This is a genomic window from Oenococcus sp., assembly GCF_047725585.1.
GTDB classification, from domain to species: domain Bacteria; phylum Bacillota; class Bacilli; order Lactobacillales; family Lactobacillaceae; genus Oenococcus; species Oenococcus kitaharae_A.
This window is the reverse complement of the sequence record NZ_JBDNNF010000003.1, coordinates 78472-104737: the sequence shown is the minus strand read 5'-3', so window position 1 is coordinate 104737 and position 26266 is coordinate 78472. Positions and strand designations below refer to the sequence as shown.

Sequence of the window (26266 nt, the reverse complement as noted above, 5' to 3'; positions counted from 1 at the left end):
TGGCTGTAATCTTATCAGTCTGTCCGTGATGAGGATTATCAACTTCTAAAAAGAAACCATTTTCTGATTTTATGGTATGACAAGAGCCACTGAGAAGTGTATTCAATAATCATCGCGGTGGGTATTAGAACAGTTGCCAACTAGGCAAGCCTTGTTTTAAATCAAATAGATTAGTTTGATCATGTTTTTTTATCGAGGATATTTTTTAGGACAGCGAAAGCATCTTTTGAAAAGCCTCATCAGCATCATGATTCTCGCTTGTCTTTATGAAATCCTCATAGTCAGCATTCAGTACGCAAGTGCCATGATTGAGGCCAATCACTTGAATCGGCAGCGTGCTTAACGCATTGAACTGATGATTCGTGAAAATAACCTGCTTCTTTTGTTCTGTGACCAGTGAAGCAATTAACTGCAGGACGTATTTACAATTGACCGGGTCAACACCACTAAGCGGTTCATCAAAGAGATACAAATCTCTTTTTAATAGGCAAGTCCCGTAGGTTAATAAGAGTTTGCGTTCTCCGCCAGACAGCTGACCCATTTTCGTATCTTTAATCTTTTCAAAGACGTCCTTTTGAATCTGCTGCATGACAATATTGGCTGTTTGACCACCCGCATGATCAATTTCCTGATACATGTTTAAGGTCTGCTGGACAGTCAGCGTGGGAAAATAAATTGGGTTTTGCAAGCTGTAGGCAATCTGATCATGACTAGGAATTTGTATTTTATCCAGGTGCGGCTTTTCCTGATCATATAAGCCAGCAATGATATCTAGCAAAGTCGTTTTGCCAGTGCCATTGGGTCCAATCAGCATATTCAGTTTAGTGTCTGAAAAAGTGATGTTTAATTTTTTTAAAATAATTTGGTGGCCATATGAGAAAGTCAGATTTTTTATCCGCATCATGATTAGACCCTCCTTAAAATGGGTTTCACATCAAAACGCGACAAGCTATAGGCACCAACAAGCACATAAGCAAGTGTCGCAATCGCCAGCTGTAGTATGGCTGTGAGATTGATGTTCCCTGTCAATATATTCAGAAAAAATGACGAACCTTTGGATAGATAATAAACCGGGTCAAAGGTCATCAGCAGGTCTTCCCAAATATTGCTGGCAGACATCGTTCCCAAGATAAACATGGCCGTAATAAAGAGTGTCTCAATGATTGAAATAGACTTGATTTTGATTTTCAAAGTTAAAAAGAGGCAGCAGACTAGAGTCACAGGAATAGCAAAGACCAGCGTTGTAATTAAGCCGGCAACAAATAGCGCAATATTCCAAACACGCAATGAAGCCATCACGATTAAATTAAAGAGGGCTATCTCGATTAATAGGATGGTTTGCTGAACAAGAAAATTCGTAACAAAGATTTGCCATTTTGATCCGACAATAAAATAGTATTCCTTGTAAAAACCCGATTCTCGATCAGTCAATGTCTGAAAAATGACCATATTCAGCATCGTGACGAAAATGATATAGGCCCAAAACAAACCAATAGCATTACTCGACAGAATTTGTCTGGCAATATTTGGAGATGGGTGCAATATCAAAGAAAAATTGTTAGACAAATAAAAAGCTGTCGGCATCAACAAATTGAAAACAAAGACAAACTTATTATCCAGTGTATCGAGAAAAATGACGTGGTAGAGTGCTTTGAATTTACGCATGTTGTGCCTCCGTGTAATGAAAAATTTTGTTATTCTTCATTAACACTGGAAACCACGACCCCCACCCGTTTGTATTAATATCATTAAGAACGGCCATAGCACCGGCAGCGCCCGTAAATAAATCCATAGAAAACTTAAAACCATTATTTCCAGGGAACAAAAAGCTATTATTAGAAGGGTCTAAAGCTATAAAATGGTTAAGATTTTTCAATATGGCTTTATGAGGCCCAATATTATTCTCTAATTTTGTTGAATTGAGACCATTTTCCAGAACCAGCAGTCCTAAATAGCCATCAATCAAACCACCATTGTAGGAACAAAATGATAAGTTAGTTTGTTCGAGTTCTTTGAAAATACTTAATTCATAATCATTAAAACTTAAACCACCGTCTTTAATCATTTCTAACATCACTAGAGCAACCCCAGCAGATCCATTTGTTAAGTATGGATTTAATCTGTTTTTATCATCTAAAACATAGCTTTGATTTTCAATATCTTGTCCTGGAGAGAGTGTTCTGAATGATTTTTTTAAAATAGCATTCGCCACGTCAGATGAATGCTGATCCTGAAATAGTAGTGAAAATTCCCAAAAAAACAGAGCTACACCCAGCCATCCGGTCATAAAACCAAGATTGGCCTCTAAAGTATTGGATTCACTTTCTTCTTCGTACAGATGCATCAAGGCATCGCGAATGTACACAATTTTTCTTAGGTATTCTTTGCTATCCAATAAATTATAAAATGAAAGGAACAAGAGACCTAGTCCCGCGTATCCTGAAAAAATGCTGATATCTTTGGTACGCGACAATTCATCCATACTCATAGTATGGATCATCAACAAAGCCTCCTTCTCATAACCCAATTCGTACATAGATGTTGCTATACCTGACAAACCAGTAAATAAACCTATATCTTGTGTTCCTTTCATGGAAGAGCTCAGTATTTTGGGTAGAATGGTGTCCAACCAATTTTTAATTTTCAAATTTTTCGATACAAAGTCTTTACCAAAATAGCGGCTCAAAGATAGCAATACCCCAAAACTTCCATAAGCAATATTATAATTTCCAGAATCGGTATAAAACTGACCAATATCTCCGCTGGTGAGATATTTTGAATCAAAATGCAAATTACTAATGATTCCATCTGCAAGTTTTTTTTCATAAAAGTTGACATTATCTTTAGTAATTCCACTCTGAGGTGCTTCCAATTGTCTTGATATCCATGGAGACCCCAGAAAGATGCTAACATGTTCCGAAATTTCGTTTTCCAATGTCAGCAAAAAGTCAGTTGTTTGTTTACCAAATTTCTCTTTAATAAGTTCATCTTGTACGAACTTAATTTTAGGTGCTATGTCAGTAACAGAATTTATGGGTAGAAATAGTTTCCTCGCAATTTTATATAAAGCCAACCAATCGCCTTCCAAGGCTGTTTTGGCTTTGTCTGAATAAAAACCAGGAGTAACAAGGCTAGAAGCAAATGTGCTGTCGCTGGAGTATGCTGTTTCAAAATCAATCAAGGTTAATCGCTGATATAGGTTATTTTCTTTGCCAAATGAAACCATTATGTTATTTAGACTGAGATCACCAACCGCTATTCCTTTATTATGAATTTGTGTAAGCGACTTAGTCAGGTCCGAGAGAATCTTTTGACAAAGAGTAGAATATTTAGCGGTTAGACCATTGACATCATCTTCCTCGTTAAAAGGAAAATTTCTGGCAATAAATTGGTGCAAATTCTCGCCGTCCACAAAGTCTTCTATGAAATAGTTGTTATACCATGTGACAAAGTACTGCTTGACATTAACCACGCTATCTAAATCGGACAATCGATGTAAAATAGAATGTTCATTTTTTATTCGTATAAATCCATCTTGGCCATTAGAATCCAAACCGGCTTGGCTGCGGCCTTCTTTAAGAATGGCCTTTTCGCCATTTATTGTAATTTCATATACTCCCCCGGAGTTACTGAAATGTAACGCTTCACTAATGTGAAGTGAGTCGATTCTTTTAAAAATTTCTTTTTTTGGAAAAATGTTGTTTTTTACCAAAAACGATGGTTCTGTAATAAAATTTGGCAAGTAATAAAATGGCACTCTTTGATCTTCTACAAAAACTCCATCTGGTGTTTGAATACATAAACATTTTTTTCCATTAATCTCATGCTGAATTCGCTTCAACCCGCCATATCGAAAGAAAACATTGCTGCCTTGCCACTGTTTATCGTTCAAAATATACGGTCCTAAAGAATAGATATCTGTAATTTTTTTTAATTGATTCAATAGTTGCAAAAAACAATCCGTGTCCCACGGATAAATAGTAATAAATTTCCCAGACTCTCCTCTGTCAGCGTTTTTTGAATTCCTTTGCTTTAACACTCCCACATTTGGTGCAAATTTAAAAGAAACATTTTTCGAAATAAGTAGCTTTGAGACATCGTATAACAATTTACCAGCATCTTCTAAGGTAGCAGTAATATGAATTTTCCAGCCCTGACTTGGAAAATCATTTTTCTTGCTGTTCATATAAAACCAGTAATCATCTGACTGGTTTTCCCAATTTTCTTCTTCATAATGAGCAATAGGAAATCTATCATATGCATTCTGTGTTTTTCTCGTACCGGAAAATGAATAAAATAAATTATCTTTATTTTGTGAATATTTTAAATACGCTTCGTCACTGAATTTTGGTATATACAAAGAAATGTTCCTCCTTTTTTGGATATTATTGAAATTGTTGTTCCCGTATAAATATTGAATACTCTGGTAATCTGGCGAGCAATTCCGCGTGTGTACCAGAATCCATAATTTTATGATTTTTAATGAAATATATTCTATCTGCATCAACAATGGTAGATATTCTATGAGCAATTGCTATGACGATCTTGCCTGGTTTAATGGTGTTAAGTGCATCAGAAATTTTCTTTTCTGTATCGGGATCAAGACTGGATGTACTTTCATCTAGAATCAAAAATCGTGTTTTCTTCAGATATGCTCTTGCTATTTGAACCCTCTGTCTTTGACCACCGGATATTTTTGTTCCTTGTTCACCAACTAGAGTATCCATACCCCGAGGCATTTTTTTTATATCATCCTTTAAGTTAGCAATCTCGATTGCTTCTTGGATCTCTCTTACGCTTGGTTGCTTATCTAATCCAAAAGTGATGTTCTCGACAATACTACCAGTAAAAATAGTATTCTCCTGAGAGACAACCGCAAATAAAGATCTCCATTTTTTTAAGTCAACCTGGTCAGAGTTGACACCATTAAGAAATATTTTTCCGTTCTGAAGAGAATAAAGTCTAGTAATGAGGTTAATTATGGTACTTTTTCCAGATCCATTAGGACCGATAATTGCAACCTTTTCTCCTGTCTTAAACTCCATATTAATATCGTTCAGAACAAGTAAATTGTTTATATACGAAAAGGAAATATGCTTAAGTTCCAAAATATATGGCTCACAAATAAAATTATTGTCAACACTAATTACATCGTTTTCTAATGGCATATTCATAATTTCAATTAACTTAGCAGTTGCACCGCTAGCTATTTTATAGTTATCATAAAAACTAATTAACCCGTTAATCGGTCCAGATAGTTGCAACAAATAAAAAATGAAAGCCACCAATGTTCCTATACTTATTTTGTCTGTTCGTAACGCAAATCCACCATACAAAAAAACAACAAAAATTAGACAAAGAGAAAGCAGATTTTGCAGAGGAACGGTAATGGCAAGAAGTTTATCTGCTTTAATCGAAAAAGAGTACAAAAGCTTGACTTCTTTTTTGAATGTTTCTAATATGCTATCCTCAGCAGTGTACAATTTAATTGATCTGATATTCCTGATGTTTTCCGTAACACTCCCGCTAATCTTGCTTAATTCTGATTGTACTAATTCAGATGTTCTTTTGCTAATTGTTCCAATAGGAATAGCTATCGCCATATTAAGAGGAAAAAATAATATAATTAAAAGAGAAAATTGCCAGTCTATCAATAACATAATGGATAAAATCATACCAAGAGATACCACACTATTAACAAATCTTGGAAGACTCGAAGTATAAAAGTTCCTAACAATTGATGTATCATTTAATATCCTGCTAGATATTTCTCCACTCCTATTATTATCAAAAAAAAAGGTGGGAAGTCTTAGGATGTGCTTTTTAATGGTGACTCTCAATGCGAGAATTTGACGTTCTCCAGATTTACTGATCAGATAGATACTTATGGTACTTATTATGGACTGCATAAATACAAGAATAGTGACATATATCAAATACTGATTCCCGCTACGATAAACATCTTGAAAATTAATATATTGCCGAATAAATAGGGGAATGAATGAACCAATAGCACTGGATATCAGCCCTATAGTTATTCCAATCCCCATAATACTATCTATTTTAAACAAACTGAAGATTGTCTTGTTCTTAAAATCTAATTTCATCATGTTCAAACTCCTCACATGAACAAAAAAACTTTATTTATCCATGTCAGACCTGATTAAAAATATATTCTAGCAATTAATACTAAACAAACTTCTGACATTTGAGAAAACCGAACTACTGCTACTGGAACCACCGGAGCCACCACCAGAACTGCTACCATCTCCACCCACAATACTAACGTTTCCTTCTGGCTCTGCTAAACCTTTTGAAGATAAAGCTTGTAATTTTAAAACTGAATTTTCCATGTTTGTTTCCTTTCCTAAAGGTTAGCTTCAGACTATCGCTTTTAATATGCATTCAAAAAAATTCGCTAAATAAGCGAATTAGCAACTCTTTTCATTACCTTTTTTGCGAGTAAAGCTTCATTTGTTAGAGCTTAAGTATTTTTGAAGATAATCTTCATAGGAAGAAGCTAGGCGATCAGCGCCTAAGTCACGAAGCTGTTGGATCAAAATGCGATTCTTGTCACGACCTTTTTCGATGTCTAGCTCAAATAAGTTTTCTAGAAATTGGACTTTGAAACGTACAAGCAGCAGAGGCTCATCTTTACCTAATAGGTGTTTGACCTTAGCGAGCATTGCTTTCGCCTCTTTTTGTTGGTTTTTTCTGAATAAAAGGTCAACAATATTAGTCAAAGTAGTCAAAATATTGCTATGTAAAGGGCCTACCTGATCCTTATAAACGAGTTCTTTTGCGACCACTTCTATCATTTTAGTGGAAGCCAGGGGTGCTGTATTATTAAAAACTGATAAATTGAAGGCATCCCAATTTTGAAGCTGCATAAAATGGTCTTCTAATTGCTCAACGATTGTCTCTTTAAGATGGAACCGCCCTTCTGATTCTTTAATTAATGCAGCAAGCGTTGTTAATTCGATCAGATTGAGCACATTACCATCGTGTCCAAAATCTTCTTGCAACTGCTTGGCGTTAGTTTCTATCGTACTTAAATCGTTAGCCTCGTAATCACGTCTGACTTCTCTTAGAAATTGCCCATACCGACCCCTGAGACTTAAATCAATTTCCTTTGTCGAAGAAACTTGTTCGTAAAAGGAATCTAAATCTACATTCATCCTTTTTAAGAGCCGGGCTAAATCCAAAAAGGTAAGATGATTTTTGCCCACTTCAAATTTGTTTAACGAGGAATAAGAGATGATTCCTTGAGCTAGTTCCTGTCCTGAAATGTGATTGTCTTTTCTAATTTCTCTGAACAGCTTGCCGGCTTTTTTAAAATCTTCCTCGTACATTTGGAATTATTATGACATATATCTGATAGTATGGTAAACAAAAAAGGGCTAATATCATGAAAAAACTAATTCGAAATTTCCAATTATTATTTCTGACCATTTTGGGTGTATATATCATTATCGATCCAGATGGACAAGGAAGTGAATATATTAAAAATGCTTTTAATATCTTGATTATCAAGTAAAATTTTCGCACAAGCAGATGGGGTTCAAGTTAGATTTTCGGCCTGCCTGTCTTTTGCTTGTCTTCAAACAGAAAAGTGCTATATTATTAAGCTAATGGCTGGATATACTCAAAGCATATAGATGGTCACATACGGTTAGCTGCTGGATACAGTTTTCAAAAGCGTGCGAAAGATTAAATCATTCAATCGAGAGAAAGGGCACAATCATGAAAAAAGATAAGGGTTTGAGTAATGAAGACCACATCCTGCAGGAAATCAATCTGATTTTAACAACCGATATTCGTGATGACGAACGATCACTTTTGATTGATGGTCAGCATGCCTTGGAAAAGAAACAGTATTTTCCCAGAATTGTCAGTAGGCTGCAAGGTGGCCTGACACCTCTGGCTGTTAGCCGAAAAATGTCAGAGAGCGTCAAGGGACTTTATCTAGAACTGATGAAATTTAGTGATAAAGGCTTTGGCGGTGGCTTATTTACCGTCTGGGGAACTTCTTTTTAAGTAACACGTGAATCTTAGCAGTCTCGCGCCTGCATGAGAGAAATGATTCTGATCATGCGCACGAAAAATGATTTCTAACTAAAAAGCGTTTAGTTGCCGCCGAACGCCATTCAAAATGAACCGGCAGTTGCTAGCTTAACGGTGTAACATTGCGTTTTTTCAAAAATAAACATAGTCATTCATGTTCTAAATAAATCGGTAGAATAATCTCATCGATGAGCAGTTCTAGTGCGGCTTGATCGGTATTTTCTCTAACAAAGACGCGATAGCGCAGCCAATCAAAAGGAAGCAATTTCAGTGTTCTTGATAGATTTTGTTTGACGGGTTCTCCACGATTAGCTGCTCGTTGCAAAACACGGTCAATCGCATGAATATCAATGTCGGAATTTTCGCCGATGATCCCAGGAAGAGAATCGGTATACATATCGGGCTCGGTCAGAATTTCTCTGATCAGGCTTTTGCCAATGACATCCACACTTACCAAAAAACGCTTCATCACTTGGAAAAGGTCTTCGCGCAGATCGCTGCCGCTAAGGGTTACTTCATCCACTTTACCGTTGTTTTCCCGGCGAATTTGGTCTTGAAGTGCGGCCAAAGCCAGTTCAAAAGGTGTCTTCCAGCGACGATAAATAACCGGTTTGCTGGTTGCAGCTTGCTGAGCGACTCGCTCAAATGTTAAAGCCCGAAATCCATCTTCATTAATAATTTTTCGTGCGGTAATAAATATATCTTTTTCTAGTTCCTGCCCGCGTCGTCTTTTTCCAGCCATGATTTTCCCATTAAGAAACTTTAAGTATCTTATTGACTTTTTGTCCTAAGAGTAATATAACATTTCTTGTTAAGAAACTTTTAGTATCTTAAACAAAAAGGAGACATCGTGCAGAAAAGAGAAAATACCATTTCCAAATCCACGATGGTAACTGCTTGGATTTTGGTTTTGGGAGCGATTGCACCTTTATTAGATTCGACAATGGTGAATATCGCAATTCATAGCCTGGTTAAAAATTTGAACAGCTCAATTTCAACCATACAGTGGACTATTACAGGTTATGTGTTAGCAACGGGAATAGCTGTCCCTTTTTCCAGCTGGTTGTTAAACAAATTTGATGGCAAATTTGTTTTTGTATCCGGTGAAATACTATTTGTCCTGGGTTCTATTCTTTCAGCTTTAGCTGGCAACGCACAATTTTTAATTGGTGCGCGTTTAGTGCAAGGATTTGCTGGCGGTATTATCATGCCTTTATTGACGACTTTACTGGTTCAAACGGCTGGTCAAAAAGTTATGGGGCAAATGATGGCAACTGTTGGGCTGCCGATTATTCTAGGGCCTTTGGTGGGGCCGGTAATTGGCGGTGTCATTATTCGATATTTATCTTGGCAGTGGATTTTTTGGGTTAATGTCCCTGTAGCACTGATTGCGATCATTTTGATTCTGTTAAAAATGCCGAATTACCCGGCACAAAATAAATCGGCCAAAATGGATTTTGTCGGTATATTTTTCATTGCTGCAGCGACAACGAGTATTATTTATGCGATTGTGCGTGCAGCACGAGATGCCAGTTTCTTAAATCAAAGCACGCTCTGGTTCATGGGCTTGGGCCTGATTTTATTGCTTTTGTACTTAGCTTGGGCCTTTCGGCTCAAAGAAAAAGCTGTTTTGCCTCTCAGTTTATTTAAATATCGTTCGTTTAATGGATCGGTGCTTGGATTATTAATTGCTGGCACTGTTTTAAATGGCGCTATGCTGGTTTTACCTTTGTTTTTCCAAAACATCCGCGGTATGAGCGTGATGGCGGCCGGATTAGCTTTAATTCCACAAGGCATTGGCATGCTAGTCTCTAGGACGCTCACTGGCAGATTAACGGATAAGATTGGAGCTAAATATGTGGTTTTAGCGAGTCTGGTGATCACTTTTGCGGGTACGATTCCTTTTTATTGGATTGATGGCCAAACACCATATTGGCTGATCGCTTTTGTTCTTTTAATTAGAGGAATCGGTGCTGGCGGTATCTTGATGCCTTTAATGGCTGACTCGTATACAGGCATGGCAGGCGGATTAATTCCGGCCGCTTCGATTGGTTCGCGTACCATTCAAAACATTGGCAGTGCCTTTGGATCGGCGATTGTCACGACCTTAATGACGGCTTACTCGCACACTCAGATAAAACAATTCAAAGTGAATTTAGCGAATGGCCACTTTCAAATGAAACCGTTAAAGATGTACCAATTTATTCTGCAGCACTTGGATTTGATCCAAACACATTCCTTTCAGTATGCCTTTCTGTGCATTGCGATCGCTGCTTTATTAATTGCTTTGCCATGTATTCTTTTAACCAACAGAATGAAGAGCGACAAATGAACGGCTTATGATGACCGTTAATGGAGTGATAAAAAAAGACCTCAAGCGGTCTTTTTATTATTGTTTGTTATTTTGTGTTTAGTTGTCTGCTGCTGAATTTGGTGTCGCTTCTGAACTTTTCGAAGTTTTGCCTGTTCAAGTATTTCTGCCGAAGCAGTCTTCGTATTTGTCTGCATAATTGATTTGACTCCTTTATTCATCAACTCAAAGCCAGACAACAGTATAGCAAGCCGAAATTAAACCATGATTAAGATCAAGTGAAGCCACGATATCTCGTTGATGCTGTTTGCCTGGCACCCAGGTATAAAATTAAGCTAATGTGATTAATAAAGTAGAGGCAAACAGTCATGAAAATAGTTCTTTTAGATGGTTATGCTTTAAATCACGATCTTGATTGGCAGCAACTGGATCAGCTGGGAGAGTTTGACCATTATGATCGAACGTCCGTTGACAATGATGAAGAAATCCTCCAAAGAATCGGTCAAGCAGAGATTGTTCTGACACATAAAACGCCTTTAAACGACTGGGTCATTAATCAGGCACCTCAATTGCGCTACATCGGCATTATGGGCACGGGCTATGATGTTGTCGATATTCAGAGTGCTGATCGCAATCATGTGGCCGTGACGAATGTGCCCACTTACGCCACTGATGCGGTGGCGCAATTTACTTTTGCCTTATTGCTTGAAGTGACGAGTCAGGTGGGCCTGCATAACCGTTTGGTGCACGAAGGCAAATGGCTGCGCGTTCCTGATTTTACTTTCTGGGGTCGGCCTTTATTTGAGCTGCAGGGTAAGACTTTGGGGCTGATCGGTTACGGCCATATTGCAAAAAAAGTTGCCGAACTGGGGCATGCTTTTGCCATGAAAGTCATTTTTTACAATCATCGCCCGGAAAAAGACCACCCATCATGGGCTGAGCAGGTGGATTTGGATGAGCTGCTAACAAGGTCTGATGTCATCAGCCTGCATACTATCCAGACTCCGGATACAGTTAATTTAATCAATCGCAGTAGCCTTCAGAAAATGAAAAAAAGCGTGATTTTGTTAAACACGGCACGCGGCAAGCTGGTTAACGAAGCTGACCTCGCTGAGGCGCTGAATCGGGGAGATATTTATGCTTTTGCTACTGATGTCGTCGGCACTGAACCGATTAGCGCCGATAATCCCTTGCTGAAAGCTAAAAATTGCTACATCACGCCGCATATCGCCTGGGCACCCTTTGAGACTCGAAGGCGGTTATTGGATATCAGCATCAGTAACTTGGCTAATTACCTATCCGGCAAGCCAAGCAATCTTGTCCATTATTATAGGTAGAAAAAAGACCTTCGGCTAGCAATATCAATCATTAACACATGTTTTGTCAGCAGCCGACGCTGCAAAAATACGCACAAAAGCACACACTTATCGGGTGAGGATAAACAGAATGCCTTTTAGACAAGCGCACAAAAGAAAAATGTCTAGCAGCATGGACATGACGATTATCGTTATTTTAGTTTTTCTGCTGGCTTTTAATTGGTTGGCAAATTTTTTGTTTCAATTAGCTAATCAATTGATGCCTCAGATAGACCATATTTTGAGTTGGCCTTTAAGCAGCTGGCTTAATTTATTTTTAGGCTTAGCTTGCTATATCCTCATCTGGCTGGCTTTTGTTTGGTCAATCCAATTGTTCTTTTTTTATTTTCTTACTATTAAGCATCGCGATACCCGCTGGTCTGGCGTGCGGCTGCGATATTTTCATCCAGGCCTGCACATGATGTGCTTGTGGCTATTGTTAGCTGCCTTGCCCTTAGCAAACATTGGTTATAAATTGCCTTTGGCAACTTTGATCAAACTGCCTGATTTTATCATTCAGCCATTTGCTGGCAACATTTTTCTGATAGCTGCTATTTTATTAGGTCTGATATGTTTTTGGCTATTCACGATAAAATTTCTTCAGGTCATTCCGGCTGTGATGTCGGGCCAGTCTTTCTTTCAAGCTCTCCGATATAGCTGGAAAGAGATGCCGACTAAAAAAATCCTTCATTTGTGTTTGATATTATTTATTAATGTCATCGTGCTGTCTGTCATAACAGGAATTGTGTTTGCCGCGCAGACTCTCGTTGATCACTTGGCATTTTTATCGGCTCGCCTTTTTGCGAATGGCCTGATGACTTTATTCACAGCTATTTTATATGCCGCGACTTATGAATTACTGAAAAGTATTTTTAGACAATCTTTTCCTGTCGAAAATCATTTTCTTTATCAGAAACGCCGCCCTCGTATTTCTTTTCAGCAAGCCGCTGCAGCTGTCTTGGCTACGGTCACTGTTGGCGCGGCTTCTTGTCTATTAGCTGATAATTTCTTTCCCCGACTGGACAGAATACCTCTTGTAATCTCACATAAAGGTTCCAATGGCAATAACGGTGTGCCAAACAGCCTGCAAAGCCTCGTATCAACGGTGCATGTTAAGCCTGACTACATCGAATTAGATGTCCACTATACAAAGGATCACCAATTTGTTGTAGTGCACGATGATAACCTGAAGACTTTGACTGGCCACAAATTGCAAGCTGAGCATGTGACTTTAAAGCGATTGAAAAGGCTTACGATAGCCTACCGTGGTCATAAAGCGAAAATGGTTTCTTTGCGCGAATACATGAATCGCGCCCAAGACCATCAGCAAAAATTACTCGTCGAGATTAAAACACCACCCATGGTGCAACAGTCTTCGACCTTGACAAAAACTTTCTTGCGTCAGTATGGCAGTGCTTTGCTTCGACATGGTGATTTATTGCATTCTTTGAACCAGAATGTGATGCGTCAGATCCACACGAAGCAGCCACGCTTGAAAGTTGGCTTTATTGTTTCTTATAATACGGAGTCTTTGCCAGGAGGAGACAACAATTTTTATACGACCGAGTACAGTACTTTGAATAATGTGCTCGTGAAAAAGATTCACAGACAGCATAAACGTATTTTTGCTTGGACGGCCAATGATCGACAAGCTATGCATTGGCTCAGTGTCATGAATGTGGACAGCATTATTACGGATTATCCACAAAGACTGAAAAGCATTCTAGCGGCCCCCAGGCGTCTATCATACAATCAAGCCTTGTTGCGTTATATGCTGACTATTCGCCAAGTGTATTAATTAAGTGTATTTTTATTCTTAGACATGGCAAAAAGAAAATCCTTAACAAAATATTTGGGCCTGTATTTTAAAAGCCTGCTGCTTTTTTGGCGGGCTGATAAACTCAATAGCAGTATTTTAATTTTAGTCATTCCGTTAAAGGCGCTGATACCGTCACTGCTGACTTTTTTTGCTCAAGAGATGCTCAATCAGCTGAGTGTTGGCCGTTTAAACTACGAAAATTTCTTCTTTTGGGGAATTAGTTTTTTTGTCTCTCTGATCACGATTCCATTGGCAACCAATGTGCAGGGAGTTTTGACAGACCGCTTGATTGCTTTTGTGAATACAAGCCTCATGAACAAGACGAAAGAACTGCAAGGCTTGGCTAACTTTGAAGATGCTGATTTTTATGACCAGGTCCAAGTCATTAATTCGCAGAGTTCCTGGCGACCAGTTAATCTGATTGTGTTTGGAACCAGTGTGATTAGCAGTTTTATCACGATTGCTTCCATGGGTGTGCTGTTGGCGACTTACAACCCACTGATTGCCTTACTGATCCTGGCCTCAATGATTCCTGAGAGCTTGGTTTCATATCGTGTACAGCAAGAAGCTTTTGAAACAATGGTCGATGCAAGCAGTGACGCGAGAAAAATGCAGTACGCCAGTCAAGCCGTGCTGAACAAGGACTTTACAAAAGAAATTCGCTTGTTTAATGCTTTTGACTTTTTTATTAAACGCTATCAGAGGATTTTTTGGCAGATTCATCATGCTGTTAACCAAACAAGAGCCAAGAAAATGATTATTGCTTTAGCTTCCATGACGGTTAGCAGCTTGATCAGTATTTTGGCTCTTTTATGGTTTGTTTTCTCGATTCAGGCTGGCCGTTTTCGCGTGGGTGCCTTATTAACACTTACCAGCGCGATTGGTTATATCGCCGAGAATATTTTTTCCATGATCGAAGGCAGCAGCTTGCTGTATGACACTTTGCTCTACATGGAGAAGTATTTTAATTTCCTGAAAAGCAGCGATACGATCGATAAAAGAGGCACAACCAAAGTCGGCACAGTCAAAGGCATCAGTTTCAAACACATCAGTTTTACTTATCCGCATAGTCCGCGGCCCGCTCTGAACGATGTGAATTTCGAGGTCGCTAAAGGCCAGAAAATTGCAATTGTCGGCGAAAATGGTTCCGGTAAAACGACTTTGATGAAATTGCTGCTTCGTTTTTACGACCCTAGTCAAGGCCATATTCAGTTGAATATGGCCAGACCATCCAAGAATTCGATTTATTCAGTTATCGTTCATTGTTTTCAGCCGTATTTCAAGATTATGCGAAGTTTTCACTGACGGTCAAAGAAAATATTGCCATCTCAGACCTGGACAAACAAGATGACAGTCAGGCTTTAATTGACGCCATGAAAATATCTGGCTTTGACCCGAATAAAGGCGTATCGGAAAGTTCTTTGCTGGATGTGCAGCTGGGCAAAGAATATGAAAATGGTACTGAATTGTCTGGTGGCGAGTGGCAAAAATTAGCTTTGGCCAGGGGCGTTTTTGCTAATCGGCAAATCTTAATTCTCGATGAGCCGACAGCCTCGCTAGATCCCAGAAGCGAATATTCACTGTTTCAAAAATTTGTCCGAATTGCCGCTGATAAGACCGTGTTCTTTATTACGCATCGCCTGAATTCTGTGACAATCGCTGATAAGGTCTTGGTTCTGAACAAAGGGAAAGTCGTGGCTTTTGATACGCACGAAAATCTTTTAAAAAATAATGACTATTATCGCGATTATTATTCAATTCAAAATAAAGCTTTAAAAAAGGGAACGGACGCAAAATAATTATCATGGATGCTAGTTCGGTAACTTCGACAGTGTAAACGTGAATATTCGGGAAATTTTTCTTGATTTCATCTAGTCTGTTTTTGTTTCGACCAGTCACAATCACAGTATTTCCCATTTTGGAAAGCTGGTTCGCCATTTCTAAGCCGAGACCTGTTGTACCGCCTGTTATTAAAATAGTATCGTGTGTTAATTTCATGATGATTGTTTTCTTTCTATTGGCTTGAACTTTGCCCAGTCAATTGCTCCCTGCTCAATCGTGTGTTCTTCTAAAATAGTTGCTATCTTAATTTCTTTGAGGGCAGATGCGTATGCGTCTCGTGCTTTTCTGAAACCGTTGACAATGTATTGCTCGCTTTTTTGTGCATGTTCCTTTCGAGTGAAGATGTTTTCTACGATATTATTTGGCACGTATTGGATCAGCTCGTTTCCTTCAATCGCTTCGACAATATCTAATAAAGTGAGCTGATTAATCTCCTTTTTCAATTCGAAACCGCCATCTTTGCTGGCGGCGGAACTGATGATTTCTTTGACGACGAGTTTGTGGAGAACCTTTTTGAGAGAGGAGTCAGACACATCTAAAATTTCACTTAACTTAACACTTTTAACAGGTTGATGTTTCTTCTGAGTGGCTAGTATCAAGATGACATATAAGGATTCTTCCACGTGCTTACTTAATTTCATCGACAATCTCCTTTCTATTTATCACTGCATCTATCTGTGTATATTTTTTGTCTATAGATATTATACTATACAATTTCTAGAAGTTCTAAATGAAGCGTGTTAGTGATTTTTGGCCATCAACATTACAATTTATGGCTAATCTTTTAATGCTCAATGAACTAGTTGTCTATAAAAAAATCAGCAGTTGATTGGCCATGCTTTCAGATCCTGAAATTCAGATAGTTTGGTTTCTTCTTTTGAAGTGACTGCCCTTTTCCAAAAACTGTGTAATATATTCCGAAAAGAGCTCTTTTTAACTGAAAATACGCCTATAGTCAACAGTTTTCCTAAAAGAAAAATACTGTGGTACGGTTAGGACACTTCTTTTGAAAGGAAATAATTAGATTATGAAAAAATTAAAATTTCTCAGTTCGCTCTTAATAGCTGCTAGCTTAGTCACTGCAGCTACACCACTCACGGTTTTTGCGGATAATAGTGCAGATCACAATGTTAGGGGCGGTTATCAAAATCGATTTACCGATGATTCACCACTTATCGATTTCGACAATGGAGACTTAAAATTTGATAGCAATGGCAATCCTGTTTTTAGTCATGAACAAATTAATGAAATTAAAGAGATTGCTCAAGAACAAGGGATCGACGTTCCTAGTCAAGCACCATCTAAATTTTCAGTTAAAATTGCTACCACGAAAATTGCACTCAAAGCTGCAAAATGGATATTGAGTCACAGGACGGAGTTAACTAATGAAGTAGGACGTGTTCTTGGTGGGAAAGCAGCCGTTAGATTTGGTGCAGCCTTGAAGGACATGGAAGGACCACTACGTAAGGTAACTGCAGCAGAAAATGGTGGTTTAGCAACTATCCAAAAAATTATCTATAACAGCCTCAGGGCTTCTGGTGTTTCTGCTTCAATTGCACAATCTTTGGCAGCTGGTATCAGAGGAATTATAAGTTTTCTGATCTGAAAATTTATTCAATACAGTATTTCATTATCATAATCGGAGCATCTAGATATGAAAAAAGCCATTAAAAAAATAGTTGAACAAGGAAAAATACTTGCAGTATTAGATCATGAGGACCTGGATCTATCAACCAAAGCCGGGCAAGATTATCTGCGGGCTGTGATTTATCAGCAAGGACAAATAATCAATGATTTGATAAAAGAATTGGTTAAGTTGGATCCTCAGTTTGATCCTGTGGCACGCTATATTTTCGATCTGTCTTTGAACCAATCGCAGGCTAGCGAAGTAATTTTGACGCTCAGTTCCAAACGCTATCTTGAAAAAACATCAAAAGAGCGCACTGACTGGTTAAAGAGCTGGATGAAGAAAAACGGCGTTGATCCAGACAGCTTGGCCGATGGTTTCCAGAGAGCTATTTCAAAGGAGATGAAATAAATATCCTTTTCGGAAAAGATAAATATGAATAACATTAGGACTGGCCGATGAACACAGCCAGATTGATGCCAAAGCAGTTCAAGAGAACAAGGTTACATAGCTGTCGGATAACCTAGACTGAATCATCTAATTCATTAATTTAAAGAAACCTGGTTACATGACCGCGATGTGATCTGCTTGTACCATAGTTCGGTATGTAAGCTTACTCAAACTTTGTTCAACACAATCCGGAAATCAAAACACTGAAACAAGAAGAAACACAATCAATTAAGACGATAGGCAAGTAATCCTGGGAGTGACCGCTACCAAACTCTTTCCAAAAACACGAAATATTCGCCCATGGACCTCGTCCGTCTGGTATGTGAGACAGATTATAATAAGACATGTAAAAAGGAAGCCCTGCTTGAACAGGACTTCCCCCTGTAAGCCGTATAAAACGGTGACAAACTTAAGACGATTAAATAACCGCTAGCTGGTCAGGGCTAAGGCGGTTATTTTTTTGGACGTAGTTATGAGCTGAAGCACGAGGAGACACTGTTATGGTAAGGACTTTTTCATAATGAAAGAGACGGACACCCAATAATTATCTCTGTTCCGATATTGGTGTCGTTTCCCGGTGGTGGTTGACAACGACAAAGGCCCAACAGGAAAGCAGCAGCAGCATCAGCCCGCCAAAGATAAAGACGGCAAAAACATCTAGTCGGTCAAACAAGATCCCAAAGACAATGGTTCCGGCTGGCATGAGCACTGAGCTAAGTGTTTCATCCATGGAGAAGACACGCCCCTGCATCTCTTCTGGGATATGCTACTGCATGTAGACTTCAACCGGTGTGTTTGAAAATACGAGCAGGAGGCCCAGTACAAGATTAATTGTGATAAACACTAAAGCATAAGCGGCTTTTGGCAAAGTCAACAGCGATGGCAGACCAATCAGGGCAATGATTAAGGAAAAGACAGCCAAACTGAAGTAAGTCACTTTTAATGATTGGCTTTTTAAGGACAGCCGGCTCAAAACCAGACCACCGAGGAACATGCCGCCAGCAAAGGCTGATTCTGTTAATCAATATTGTGTGTTGCTGAGATGTAGTCTGTCCACTAAAAAGAAAGGCAGGCCAACATTGATCGTCGCAAAGAAAAAATTGATGACGCCAGAGGATCCGGAAAACATTAGATATAATTTGTTTTCCCACAAGAATCTAAGGCCTGCCATAAAATTGGCTCCGAGATGGTTTGCTGCGACAACCGTATTCGCGGGATGATGAGCTTTTGAAAACTTGAGAAATAGAATTGCGATCAGGGCAACGGTCTCAAAAACAACTTCTAAATAGGCGAAGACATTTAGTGCAACGAGTGTATACACCACGGCACCCAGAATCGGTGCTAAAAACTCGGCTAGCGACGAAACCGACTGGTTTAGTGAATTCGCTTTTTGAAGATCATCTTTATTGAAGAGCTGCGCCAGACTTGCTTGGACAGTTATGGTCAAAAAACCATCAGTGATCGCTAGCAAGGCAATTAAGACGACCAGTATCAGGAAATAGGCTTGTGGAAATATGGTGAAACAAAGGGCAAACAATAATAGCGAGATAATCGTGCCAAGCTGTGACAAGGCCATAATTTTTTTATGGCTATAGCTATCGACAGCATAACCGACAAAAGGTGTTAGGCATACGCTGATCAGCGGACCTGTGATTAAACTGATTCCCATGCCTAAAGCCGAGCCTGTTCGCCGCAGAATATACAGACTAATCGCAAAAGAAAACATTTCACTGCCAAAAGTACCAAAAAATTTGATAATCAAAGTCTTGGTTAGATTGTTATTTACTGGCTGCATAGACATTGATTTCATACTAACAGTTTAGTCTGCAGGAGGCATTTGGTTCGTTAATGGAGCGACTTTGTCTGTGTGCCGTGAGCCTGCGATTCAGATCATAGTTATATTCTCATTTTGAAAAAGGCCTTAATTTTAAGCATCAATTCTAAATCACTCATTTCTGTGATTCCTTCATTGATACAAATAGACTGGTTCTTTATCTCTTGCGATAATTGACGAGATCATAGCCAGCTTGTATCAGCAAGGCGATCAAAGAGACAAGGACAATGGCTAAAAAGTAATGAGGAGAGTGAGTGTTTACATGGAGTAGCAAACTAAAAAGCAGGACATTCAATAACCAAGAGAAGGCAAAAAGTAAATCATGCTCGAGCTGTTGGGCAAGACCAGCCTGGATAATCGGAAAAGCGATATTAACCGTTAACACCATGGCCGCACAACCCAGCTGCCAAAGGAACCAGAGCAGGTCGTTATGAATGAATAATGCCAAAAGAGCTATAAAAACGATGTAAACAATTAGAACTTGATTCCGTCGATTGTTCATCCTATTGGACGTATTATTTTTCCTCCCAGTTAAAAATTGAATTAATCGTAACTCATTATTTTTCTTTTGGAAGAAAGCTATCTTATAGTCGTTATGTTCACCAAATTGAAAGTTTTTAACGCAAATACTACGCAATTCTAAGTATTCGGAAAGGAATGTTTGGTCATATAGACCTCAAAAGTAGAAGCCAAACTGTTTGAACCCAGAGATCTGAGCGACCCATCAATTAATTGCTGGTTCCTAACACGAGCTGTCGATGCATCTAAAGTTAAGAGATTCTTCATGAAGAGGAACTTAAAACGCGTAACTAGATCGTTTTGATTCAAGCGTAAGTTTTCAACTTGCTTCACGATTTCTTTAGCCAGTTGATACTCCTGTCTCTGGTACATTAAATCAGCAACATTGATGAGCGCCAGCACTGATACGTTTTGCGAATAAATTAATTCTTTAGTAACCGTTTTAACCATTTGAGAAGTTAGCAAAAAGGAACAATTGTTGAAAATGGCAACTTCTAATTTTCCCCAATAGTTAACTTTTAACAGGTATTCAGTGATTCTTTGAGTAATCAGTGGATTTGTTTCATAACTTTGGTCAATACTTTTCGTTAAAGAAATTGCTGTCGCACCCTGGATTAAACTTTGAAAATCCTGATCCTTTTCGTAAACGACACACAATTCTTGACTCGCTTTTTTAAGAGTTGGCAGATCATTTTCCTGATAAATGCTTTCAAAACCATCGAGAAATTTTCTGTAGGACGCCGATGCAGAACCTGTTTGCACTTGATTGTAAAAATCGTCAAGACTATAATCCATTTTCTGCAACAAAGGAGCCAAATTAAAAAAAGAGAGCTGAATCGTTCCGGCTTCGAATTTGTTAATCGTTGACGGAGAAAGAACTCCTGATGATAGTTGAGCAACACTGAATTTCCGATTGCTTCTGATTTTATGAAATAATTGACCAGCGTTTGTTTTTAATAATCCATCCATTTGCAGGTTATTATTGCATAATTAGAATTAAAAAGGACAAAAATCTCATGAAAAAAAGAATGAAAATATCATTACTACTACTTTTGCTGCTCCTGGGACCAGTTATTATTATTAAACCGGATTTCCCTAGCTATCTCCATCACCCATCATTCAAAAAATATTTTAGCCATAGCTCAAGTTATTCGGATCCGAGATAGGAAATATTGAAAATTAAGAGATCATCCAATAAATATCATTAATTTTTTTGAATAATTATGAAACATTTTGTATATAAACGAGTACAATGAAATCATGATTAACTGACAACAACTTAACTGAGACGGTCTCATGATTTTATCTTCATCGTGTTTGGAACATGCAAACACAAGAGATTTTTCAGAAGATGAGTTCTCAAGTGTAGTTGAGGTGTTGTTATATAAGTTAATAGATCTATCGTTTCATTTAAATAAATTTATTTTTTTCTAAGCGAACCTTTTCTATCTTGATCAACTCATCTTTTTAAACAGTTGCGGCTCTTCATAAATATAGTCAATCAAGAAAAGAAAGTGTGGTTTATCGGTGCCTTTAGTTAAATATATTCGTCGAGCTTGGAAAGAAAATTTAATTGTGTTGTTTTGGGTCGTGATCGGGTCATCCTGTACGACTTTGTATGGCCTCAGTACTGCTAATATTTTAACCAGCGCTGTTGCCTTCAAATTTCGTGCTGTGATCATCTGGGTCGTGGTCCTGTTATTGACCAGCGTGATTTGGCCGCTGCAAATTTATTTTGAATCGGTGACCCTAACCAAGTCAATCCAAAAAATGGATACCTTAATTCGTCAAGATATTACGAGTTCGTTATTGAACAGGTCTGTGAGTGTTTTTCATGAGAAAAGCAGCTCCGTCTATGTCTCTTGGCTGACAAATGATATTTCAACGATCAATGAATTCGGTTTTGGCAATCTGGAAATGGCCCTGAACCAATTTTTGACGATCCTCATGAGTATCGGTGCCATGCTGAGTTTTCATTATTCGATGATTATCACAATTATCGTTTTATCCGCCTTGATGTTGTTAGCTCCGAAGATTTTTACAGCTAAAATGAATCAGGCATCTTTAAAGGCCACACAAGCAGCTGAAAGAGCAACGAGCAAAATGTCTGATTTTTTGTTGGGCTTTGATGAATTAGTCATGATTAATCGTCCGCATCTGATCCACCGTGAAATCACAAAAGCTTCGCAGGATTTGGCCGATAAAAGAGTGAGATTTACTAAAGCCAGTGCAACCATGTCTGCCAGCTCGAATTTCACGAGTCTGATTAGTCAAGTGATTTTAGTGGCCCAAGCTGCGCTGCTGTTTTTTATGCATCTCGTCTCAGCTGGTGCGATTAGTGGGGCTCGTTATTTTTCAGCAACGATTTTTGCTAGTCTAACCGGGATGATTGCTAACTTGGTTGAGGTGGGGACTGTGAAACCCGTGTTTGCTAAATATGGACAATTGCCTGAGATAAAAGAAGAGCCAAGTAGTGTTCGCATGACGCCAACGGCCAATTTGAGCAACGCTGTTGATAGTGATGCTGCGATTCAGTTAACGAATTTGTCTTTTAGCTATCCGAATAAAGAATCAGATATTCTTCACGGGCTGACGCTAAGCTTTCAAAAAGCAAAAAAATATGCGCTGGTCGGTGAATCCGGTAGTGGGAAAAGTACGTTGCTGGATTTGATTGCCGGCAAACTTGATCATTACCGTGGTGTGATTGCGGTCAATGGGCAAGATTTGCAAAACATGACGCCAGCAGATCTGCGTAAACAACTGGTTTATTTAAATCAGAAACCACATATTTTTAATGAGTCGCTGCTTTTTAATCTCACTTTAGGCGAGCCAATTAACAAGAGCAGCCTGCAAAATGTACTTTTCAAAAGCGGCTTGATCAGCTTGATTGATTCCTTACCAGAAGGTTTGGATACGATCATTAGTGAAAACGGCCGCAACTTATCCGGAGGGCAGCAGCAGCGGATTGCCATTGCTCGAGGCCTGATTGAGCAGGGCAGCATTTGGCTTGTCGATGAAGCAACTTCATCTTTGGACCGTGAGTCAGCCATTCAGATTGAACAGACTTTATTTAAGATCCAGGATATTACTTTAATCATCGTGACGCATCAGTTACACGATGCATCATCACGTTTGTTGGATCAAATTATTTATCTGAAAGATGTGAATCAGCCGGTCGATGCCGGTTAATAAAATCAATCACTACCTGGTTGAATTCGGGAGCTAGTTCCAAATGAGGGATGTGGCCCGCGCCTGCAAAGACATAACTTTCAGCTAGCGGATTCATCTCGGCTGCTGCTTTAGCCTGTCCGGCCGGCCATAATGGCGATTTTTCACCGGCTAAAAACAAGTGCGGCTCAGTTTCTAAAGGAATTTGATCCCGCCAATCTTGGCTTAAAGAATCGATCAAGAGCGGTTCGTTGAAGTCAAAATCGAAAGGTCGATAGACTTTGCCTAAGGCGATTTTGAATTGCTGGTCAACGGGAATGCGTGTGAATCTGGTCGTGCGGATTTTCTTGACTAACTCCAAGAAATTTGACCAACTGCTGTCATATTGTCCAAATTGCCAGCCCTTGTCGTTAATTGCCTTGGGTGATTGATCTTCCGTGACAACGGCCTGCAGGCGCTGGCTGCCGAATAAAGACAGATAGGCAAAAATAGTTGAAGCACCCATGGAGTGGCCAATCAGGACAATTTTTTGTTTCAACTGCAAATGGTCAATTAATTCAGCTAGATCCATGGCGTGACGAGAAATTCGCATACCGAAAGGGACGCTCTGGCTTTTGCCATGATTGCGCCGGTCATAAGTGATCACATGAAATCCAGCCTTCGTGAAATCAGAAATCTGTCCGACCCAGGTCATCTCGCTGCCGGAATAGCCCTCAATTAAAATCACAGGCAGTCCGGATGGATCACCGAGTTCGTGATAATCAAGTTTGACATGGTCATTTGTATAAAAAAAGCTCATGACTACAGTATATAAATTCTCGCGCCGGCTGTTTCAATTCGAGCGGCCTTTCTTGTGAAATGCACATTTCTGATTTTAAAAAATATAATTTATGATTTAAAAATATTACTTTTCAAGGTACTTGTGTTGGATATGCTTTCCGATGTGAAACGCGGACTGATTGCCTGAAACATCGCTCATTTATGAACAATCACGCCGGTTAGAAAATTTTTCTAAAAGTCTTTTTATGAGCATGATGGCAGACTTATCTTGCAGTGTTAGAATTGTCTTGTGAGATGAAAACGCTTACAAAAAGGGCAGACTGCATTTCACAAAGTAGAGGTAATCAATGCAATATATTAAATATTTTGGCACAGATGCTTACACAAATATCGCAATGGACAGCTGGCTTTTATATCATTTAAAGCCTGACCAACCGGTCTTCTCGCTCTGGCAGAATCGCAACGCTGTCATTGTCGGTCGGAATCAGAACACCTTTGCCGAAGTAAATCAGGATTTTATTGATGAACACCACACACAGGTAGTCCGGCGGGTTTCTGGCGGCGGCGCTGTCTTTCATGATTTGGGGAATATTTGTTTCACTTTTTTTGTACCGGTCAAAAGTAGTGCTGAAGTCGATTTTCATAAGTTTGTCCGCCCGATGTATGATGCTTTGCACGAAGTCGGCATTGAGGCAGAGATCAGCGGCCGAAATGATTTAACGATTGACGGTAAAAAAATCAGCGGCAATGCACAGCGCTATGCCGGCGGTTACTTGATGCACCACGGGACTTTGCTTTGGAATTCTGATGTTGACAGTATGGTGCGTTCGTTGAATGTTGCTGATGAGAAATTCATCTCAAAAGCTGCTAAATCAGTGCGCGCGCGAGTGGGCAATATCAAAGACTACGCGCCAGCTGATTTAACGCTGGAAAAATTCTGGCAGGCTTTGCAATATTATCTGACAGATGAAGGCCGTGATACAGAATACGTCTTATCTGATCAGCAGAAAAAAGGAATTTTGGATTTGCGCGATCAGCAGTTTGCGACTTGGGATTGGAATTACGGCACGAGTCCGAAATTTAATTTTACGAACCATGAAAAGTTTACGGGTGGCGCCATTGATGTTTCTGCCAATGTTGACCAAGGCCGTATCCAGGCAATTGATTTTCGCGGTGATTTTCTCGGCGTACGGGATTGGCGCGAAATCAAGGATCGTTTTATCGGATTGCCCTTTGATCCGGATGCTGTTTATCAAGTATTGCATGCAAACGCCGGCGGGCATTATTTCGGATCAATTGACGATCATGATCTAGCCGCCATGTTCTCTGCTGGTGCTAAAAATGTTCAGGAGGAAGAAAATGTCTAACATCTCAAATCTTAATCACCAGATTTTGGATTTTGCAACTCAGCTCAAGGCACAGGATGATAATTTTCCGACATTGTCCGTCTTAAATAATGATGGCCAGATTGTCGATGAAGAGGCTTTAAAGCGTGCTGATCTGAGCAATGACGATCTCGTTAAATTGTTCAGCAGTATGCTGTTGAACCGCCAATTGGATATTCGATCGACAAAATTGGCTAAACAGGGCCGTTTCGGTTTCTTTGCGCCGACTGCCGGTCAAGAGGCTTCCCAGATGGGGACGGCTTTTGCGTTTCGTGCTGAGGATTGGCTGTTCCCGGGCTATCGGGATATTCCACAGGTTGTCGCTAAAGGCTGGCCGATTTATAAAGCCATTCTTTGGAGCCGTGGGCATGTGCTGGGCAATGAATTTAAAACAGAAGATGGCCAGCCGGTTAATTCCTGGTTTCCGCAAATTATTATCGGCGCCCAATACGTGGAAGCAGCCGGTGTCGCTTTGGGCTTGAAAAAACGTGAACAAAATGCAGTCGCTTATGCCTACACAGGAGATGGTGGCAGTTCGCAAGGCGACTTTTACGAGGCACTGAATTTTGCCGGCGCCTATCACGCTAATGCCGTCTTCTTTGTTCAAAATAATGGTTATGCAATCTCAATGCCGCGTGCTGATCAGACAGCAGCAGCGCATTTGGCAGCAAAGGGCTGGGCAGCTGGTTTGCCAAGTATCGTCGTTGACGGCCAGGATGCCATCGCTGCTTATTTAGCGGCTAAAGAGGCACGCGCTTGGGCTGTTTCCGGCAAAGGCCCTGTTCTGATTGAACTGCTGACAAATCGTTTTGAAGCACACTCAACAGCCGGTGATGATCCGCTGCGTTACCGCAGCAAGGAAGATATTGCTGATTGGTGGAAGAAGGATCCTTTGATTCGCATGCGCAAGTATCTGACGGACCAAGGATTGTGGAGTGAGGATCAAGAAAAAGAGACGATTGCTCAGATTGACGCGCGGATTGACGCGGATATTAAAAAAGCCGATCAGGTTGATAAGCAGAAAATCAGCGACTACCTTAAAAATACGCTGGAAGTACCTAGTTATGTGATGCGCGAACAGATAAAGAAATTTGAAAGCGAGGGCAGATAAA

Annotated in this window: 25 protein-coding genes and 1 pseudogene; 11 read left to right on the top strand and 15 right to left on the bottom strand. The window is 39.5% G+C overall.

Features of this window, described 5'->3' with window-relative positions:
- Positions 1-205: 205 nt before the first annotated feature.
- The 6 genes from ABF487_RS05065 to ABF487_RS05040 form a co-directional block, all read right to left on the bottom strand.
- Positions 206-904 (bottom strand): ATP-binding cassette domain-containing protein, encoded by a 699-nt coding sequence (locus tag ABF487_RS05065; RefSeq protein ID WP_415634697.1) that lies wholly within the window; start codon positions 902-904, stop codon positions 206-208.
- 2 nt (positions 905-906) lie between these two features.
- Positions 907-1665, bottom strand: a complete 759-nt coding sequence (locus ABF487_RS05060) for a hypothetical protein (RefSeq protein WP_415634696.1) — start codon at positions 1663-1665, stop codon at positions 907-909.
- Positions 1658-4360 carry a class III lanthionine synthetase LanKC gene (gene lanKC / locus ABF487_RS05055; protein ID WP_415634695.1) on the bottom strand — a complete coding sequence of 901 codons (2703 nt, stop codon included), beginning with the start codon at positions 4358-4360 and terminating at the stop codon, positions 1658-1660. The genes ABF487_RS05060 and lanKC overlap by 8 nt, the downstream gene beginning before the upstream one ends.
- A gap of 25 nt (positions 4361-4385) precedes the next feature.
- The gene (locus ABF487_RS05050; RefSeq protein WP_415634694.1) at positions 4386-6110 is read right to left on the bottom strand and encodes an ABC transporter ATP-binding protein; all 1725 of its coding nucleotides are present in this window, start codon (positions 6108-6110) and stop codon (positions 4386-4388) included.
- 66 nt (positions 6111-6176) lie between these two features.
- Positions 6177-6353: a hypothetical protein gene (locus ABF487_RS05045; protein WP_415634693.1), complete on the bottom strand. Its 177-nt coding sequence runs from the start codon at positions 6351-6353 to the stop codon at positions 6177-6179.
- A gap of 117 nt (positions 6354-6470) precedes the next feature.
- A complete protein-coding gene (locus ABF487_RS05040) occupies positions 6471-7352 on the bottom strand; it encodes an Rgg/GadR/MutR family transcriptional regulator (protein ID WP_263779866.1) in 882 nt (293 codons plus the stop codon).
- Between the two features lie 391 nt (positions 7353-7743).
- Here ABF487_RS05040 and ABF487_RS05035 point away from each other — a divergent pair, with 391 nt between their 5' ends.
- Entirely contained in the window at positions 7744-8037 is a 294-nt protein-coding gene (locus tag ABF487_RS05035; RefSeq protein WP_263779867.1) for a bacteriocin immunity protein, read from the top strand.
- Between the two features lie 175 nt (positions 8038-8212).
- On the opposite strand, the gene ABF487_RS05030 is transcribed toward ABF487_RS05035, so the two are convergent.
- Positions 8213-8806, bottom strand: a complete 594-nt coding sequence (locus ABF487_RS05030) for a TetR/AcrR family transcriptional regulator (RefSeq protein WP_415624976.1) — start codon at positions 8804-8806, stop codon at positions 8213-8215.
- A 144-nt stretch (positions 8807-8950) separates the two neighbouring features.
- Here ABF487_RS05030 and ABF487_RS05025 point away from each other — a divergent pair, with 144 nt between their 5' ends.
- From ABF487_RS05025 to ABF487_RS05005, 5 genes are all read left to right on the top strand, one after another.
- Positions 8951-10396, top strand: a complete 1446-nt coding sequence (locus ABF487_RS05025) for an MDR family MFS transporter (RefSeq protein WP_415634802.1) — start codon at positions 8951-8953, stop codon at positions 10394-10396.
- Positions 10397-10743: 347 nt separating this feature from the next.
- Entirely contained in the window at positions 10744-11712 is a 969-nt protein-coding gene (locus ABF487_RS05020) for a D-2-hydroxyacid dehydrogenase (protein WP_415634692.1), read from the top strand.
- 109 nt (positions 11713-11821) lie between these two features.
- Complete coding sequence (locus tag ABF487_RS05015) at positions 11822-13528, top strand: glycerophosphodiester phosphodiesterase family protein (RefSeq protein WP_415634691.1); 1707 nt, start codon at positions 11822-11824, stop codon at positions 13526-13528.
- Positions 13529-13552: 24 nt separating this feature from the next.
- Positions 13553-14854 (top strand): ATP-binding cassette domain-containing protein, encoded by a 1302-nt coding sequence (locus ABF487_RS05010; RefSeq protein WP_415634690.1) that lies wholly within the window; start codon positions 13553-13555, stop codon positions 14852-14854.
- The gene (locus tag ABF487_RS05005) at positions 14812-15348 is read left to right on the top strand and encodes an ATP-binding cassette domain-containing protein (protein WP_415634689.1); all 537 of its coding nucleotides are present in this window, start codon (positions 14812-14814) and stop codon (positions 15346-15348) included. The genes ABF487_RS05010 and ABF487_RS05005 overlap by 43 nt, the downstream gene beginning before the upstream one ends.
- Before the next feature lie 64 nt (positions 15349-15412).
- On the opposite strand, the pseudogene ABF487_RS05000 reads toward ABF487_RS05005, so the two are convergent.
- Both ABF487_RS05000 and ABF487_RS04995 read right to left on the bottom strand, forming a co-directional pair.
- A pseudogene (locus ABF487_RS05000) lies at positions 15413-15487 on the bottom strand (hypothetical protein); the annotation flags it as partial.
- 56 nt (positions 15488-15543) lie between these two features.
- Positions 15544-16032 (bottom strand): RrF2 family transcriptional regulator, encoded by a 489-nt coding sequence (locus tag ABF487_RS04995; RefSeq protein ID WP_415634688.1) that lies wholly within the window; start codon positions 16030-16032, stop codon positions 15544-15546.
- A 386-nt stretch (positions 16033-16418) separates the two neighbouring features.
- On the opposite strand from ABF487_RS04995, the gene ABF487_RS04990 reads away from it, so the two are divergent.
- Together ABF487_RS04990 and ABF487_RS04985 are read left to right on the top strand one after the other, a co-directional pair.
- Complete coding sequence (locus ABF487_RS04990; RefSeq protein ID WP_415634687.1) at positions 16419-16997, top strand: hypothetical protein; 579 nt, start codon at positions 16419-16421, stop codon at positions 16995-16997.
- A gap of 48 nt (positions 16998-17045) precedes the next feature.
- Complete coding sequence (locus ABF487_RS04985; RefSeq protein ID WP_415634686.1) at positions 17046-17429, top strand: hypothetical protein; 384 nt, start codon at positions 17046-17048, stop codon at positions 17427-17429.
- Between the two features lie 583 nt (positions 17430-18012).
- Here ABF487_RS04985 and ABF487_RS04980 read toward each other — a convergent pair.
- From ABF487_RS04980 to ABF487_RS04960, 5 genes are all read right to left on the bottom strand, one after another.
- A complete protein-coding gene (locus ABF487_RS04980) occupies positions 18013-18198 on the bottom strand; it encodes a hypothetical protein (protein WP_415634685.1) in 186 nt (61 codons plus the stop codon).
- Between the two features lie 36 nt (positions 18199-18234).
- Complete coding sequence (locus tag ABF487_RS04975; RefSeq protein WP_415634684.1) at positions 18235-18462, bottom strand: hypothetical protein; 228 nt, start codon at positions 18460-18462, stop codon at positions 18235-18237.
- Positions 18463-18489: 27 nt separating this feature from the next.
- Positions 18490-19278, bottom strand: coding sequence for an MFS transporter (locus ABF487_RS04970; protein WP_415634683.1), 789 nt, complete (start codon positions 19276-19278; stop codon positions 18490-18492).
- A gap of 181 nt (positions 19279-19459) precedes the next feature.
- Positions 19460-19750 carry a hypothetical protein gene (locus ABF487_RS04965; RefSeq protein WP_415634682.1) on the bottom strand — a complete coding sequence of 97 codons (291 nt, stop codon included), beginning with the start codon at positions 19748-19750 and terminating at the stop codon, positions 19460-19462.
- A gap of 191 nt (positions 19751-19941) precedes the next feature.
- Positions 19942-20790, bottom strand: a complete 849-nt coding sequence (locus tag ABF487_RS04960; RefSeq protein ID WP_415634681.1) for an Rgg/GadR/MutR family transcriptional regulator — start codon at positions 20788-20790, stop codon at positions 19942-19944.
- A gap of 558 nt (positions 20791-21348) precedes the next feature.
- On the opposite strand from ABF487_RS04960, the gene ABF487_RS04955 reads away from it, so the two are divergent.
- Positions 21349-23010, top strand: coding sequence for an ABC transporter ATP-binding protein (locus tag ABF487_RS04955; protein ID WP_415634680.1), 1662 nt, complete (start codon positions 21349-21351; stop codon positions 23008-23010).
- Here the strand turns inward: ABF487_RS04955 and ABF487_RS04950 are convergent.
- The gene (locus ABF487_RS04950) at positions 22967-23788 is read right to left on the bottom strand and encodes an alpha/beta fold hydrolase (RefSeq protein ID WP_007745516.1); all 822 of its coding nucleotides are present in this window, start codon (positions 23786-23788) and stop codon (positions 22967-22969) included. The two genes, ABF487_RS04955 and ABF487_RS04950, sit on opposite strands and share 44 nt — an antisense overlap.
- A gap of 328 nt (positions 23789-24116) precedes the next feature.
- Here ABF487_RS04950 and ABF487_RS04945 point away from each other — a divergent pair, with 328 nt between their 5' ends.
- Positions 24117-25136 carry a lipoate--protein ligase gene (locus ABF487_RS04945; RefSeq protein ID WP_415625998.1) on the top strand — a complete coding sequence of 340 codons (1020 nt, stop codon included), beginning with the start codon at positions 24117-24119 and terminating at the stop codon, positions 25134-25136.
- The gene (locus ABF487_RS04940; RefSeq protein WP_007745519.1) at positions 25129-26265 is read left to right on the top strand and encodes a thiamine pyrophosphate-dependent dehydrogenase E1 component subunit alpha; all 1137 of its coding nucleotides are present in this window, start codon (positions 25129-25131) and stop codon (positions 26263-26265) included. Before ABF487_RS04945 ends, ABF487_RS04940 begins: the two co-directional genes overlap by 8 nt.
- Position 26266 lies beyond the last annotated feature (1 nt).

What these genes read in the sequence shown, in the direction of transcription:
- ABF487_RS05065 (WP_415634697.1), bottom strand. Translation starts at nt 904, where the DNA reads ATGATGCGGATAAAAAATCTGACTTTCTCATATGGCCACCAAATTATT.
- ABF487_RS05060 (WP_415634696.1), bottom strand. Translation starts at nt 1,665, where the DNA reads ATGCGTAAATTCAAAGCACTCTACCACGTCATTTTTCTCGATACACTG.
- ABF487_RS05050 (WP_415634694.1), bottom strand. Translation starts at nt 6,110, where the DNA reads ATGATGAAATTAGATTTTAAGAACAAGACAATCTTCAGTTTGTTTAAA.
- ABF487_RS05045 (WP_415634693.1), bottom strand. Translation starts at nt 6,353, where the DNA reads ATGGAAAATTCAGTTTTAAAATTACAAGCTTTATCTTCAAAAGGTTTA.
- ABF487_RS05040 (WP_263779866.1), bottom strand. Translation starts at nt 7,352, where the DNA reads ATGTACGAGGAAGATTTTAAAAAAGCCGGCAAGCTGTTCAGAGAAATT.
- ABF487_RS05035 (WP_263779867.1), top strand. Translation starts at nt 7,744, where the DNA reads ATGAAAAAAGATAAGGGTTTGAGTAATGAAGACCACATCCTGCAGGAA.
- ABF487_RS05030 (WP_415624976.1), bottom strand. Translation starts at nt 8,806, where the DNA reads ATGGCTGGAAAAAGACGACGCGGGCAGGAACTAGAAAAAGATATATTT.
- ABF487_RS05025 (WP_415634802.1), top strand. Translation starts at nt 8,951, where the DNA reads ATGGTAACTGCTTGGATTTTGGTTTTGGGAGCGATTGCACCTTTATTA.
- ABF487_RS05020 (WP_415634692.1), top strand. Translation starts at nt 10,744, where the DNA reads ATGAAAATAGTTCTTTTAGATGGTTATGCTTTAAATCACGATCTTGAT.
- ABF487_RS05015 (WP_415634691.1), top strand. Translation starts at nt 11,822, where the DNA reads ATGCCTTTTAGACAAGCGCACAAAAGAAAAATGTCTAGCAGCATGGAC.
- ABF487_RS05010 (WP_415634690.1), top strand. Translation starts at nt 13,553, where the DNA reads ATGGCAAAAAGAAAATCCTTAACAAAATATTTGGGCCTGTATTTTAAA.
- ABF487_RS04995 (WP_415634688.1), bottom strand. Translation starts at nt 16,032, where the DNA reads ATGAAATTAAGTAAGCACGTGGAAGAATCCTTATATGTCATCTTGATA.
- ABF487_RS04990 (WP_415634687.1), top strand. Translation starts at nt 16,419, where the DNA reads ATGAAAAAATTAAAATTTCTCAGTTCGCTCTTAATAGCTGCTAGCTTA.
- ABF487_RS04985 (WP_415634686.1), top strand. Translation starts at nt 17,046, where the DNA reads ATGAAAAAAGCCATTAAAAAAATAGTTGAACAAGGAAAAATACTTGCA.
- ABF487_RS04980 (WP_415634685.1), bottom strand. Translation starts at nt 18,198, where the DNA reads ATGGATGAAACACTTAGCTCAGTGCTCATGCCAGCCGGAACCATTGTC.
- ABF487_RS04975 (WP_415634684.1), bottom strand. Translation starts at nt 18,462, where the DNA reads ATGTTCCTCGGTGGTCTGGTTTTGAGCCGGCTGTCCTTAAAAAGCCAA.
- ABF487_RS04970 (WP_415634683.1), bottom strand. Translation starts at nt 19,278, where the DNA reads ATGAAATCAATGTCTATGCAGCCAGTAAATAACAATCTAACCAAGACT.
- ABF487_RS04960 (WP_415634681.1), bottom strand. Translation starts at nt 20,790, where the DNA reads ATGGATGGATTATTAAAAACAAACGCTGGTCAATTATTTCATAAAATC.
- ABF487_RS04950 (WP_007745516.1), bottom strand. Translation starts at nt 23,788, where the DNA reads ATGAGCTTTTTTTATACAAATGACCATGTCAAACTTGATTATCACGAA.
- ABF487_RS04945 (WP_415625998.1), top strand. Translation starts at nt 24,117, where the DNA reads ATGCAATATATTAAATATTTTGGCACAGATGCTTACACAAATATCGCA.
- ABF487_RS04940 (WP_007745519.1), top strand. Translation starts at nt 25,129, where the DNA reads ATGTCTAACATCTCAAATCTTAATCACCAGATTTTGGATTTTGCAACT.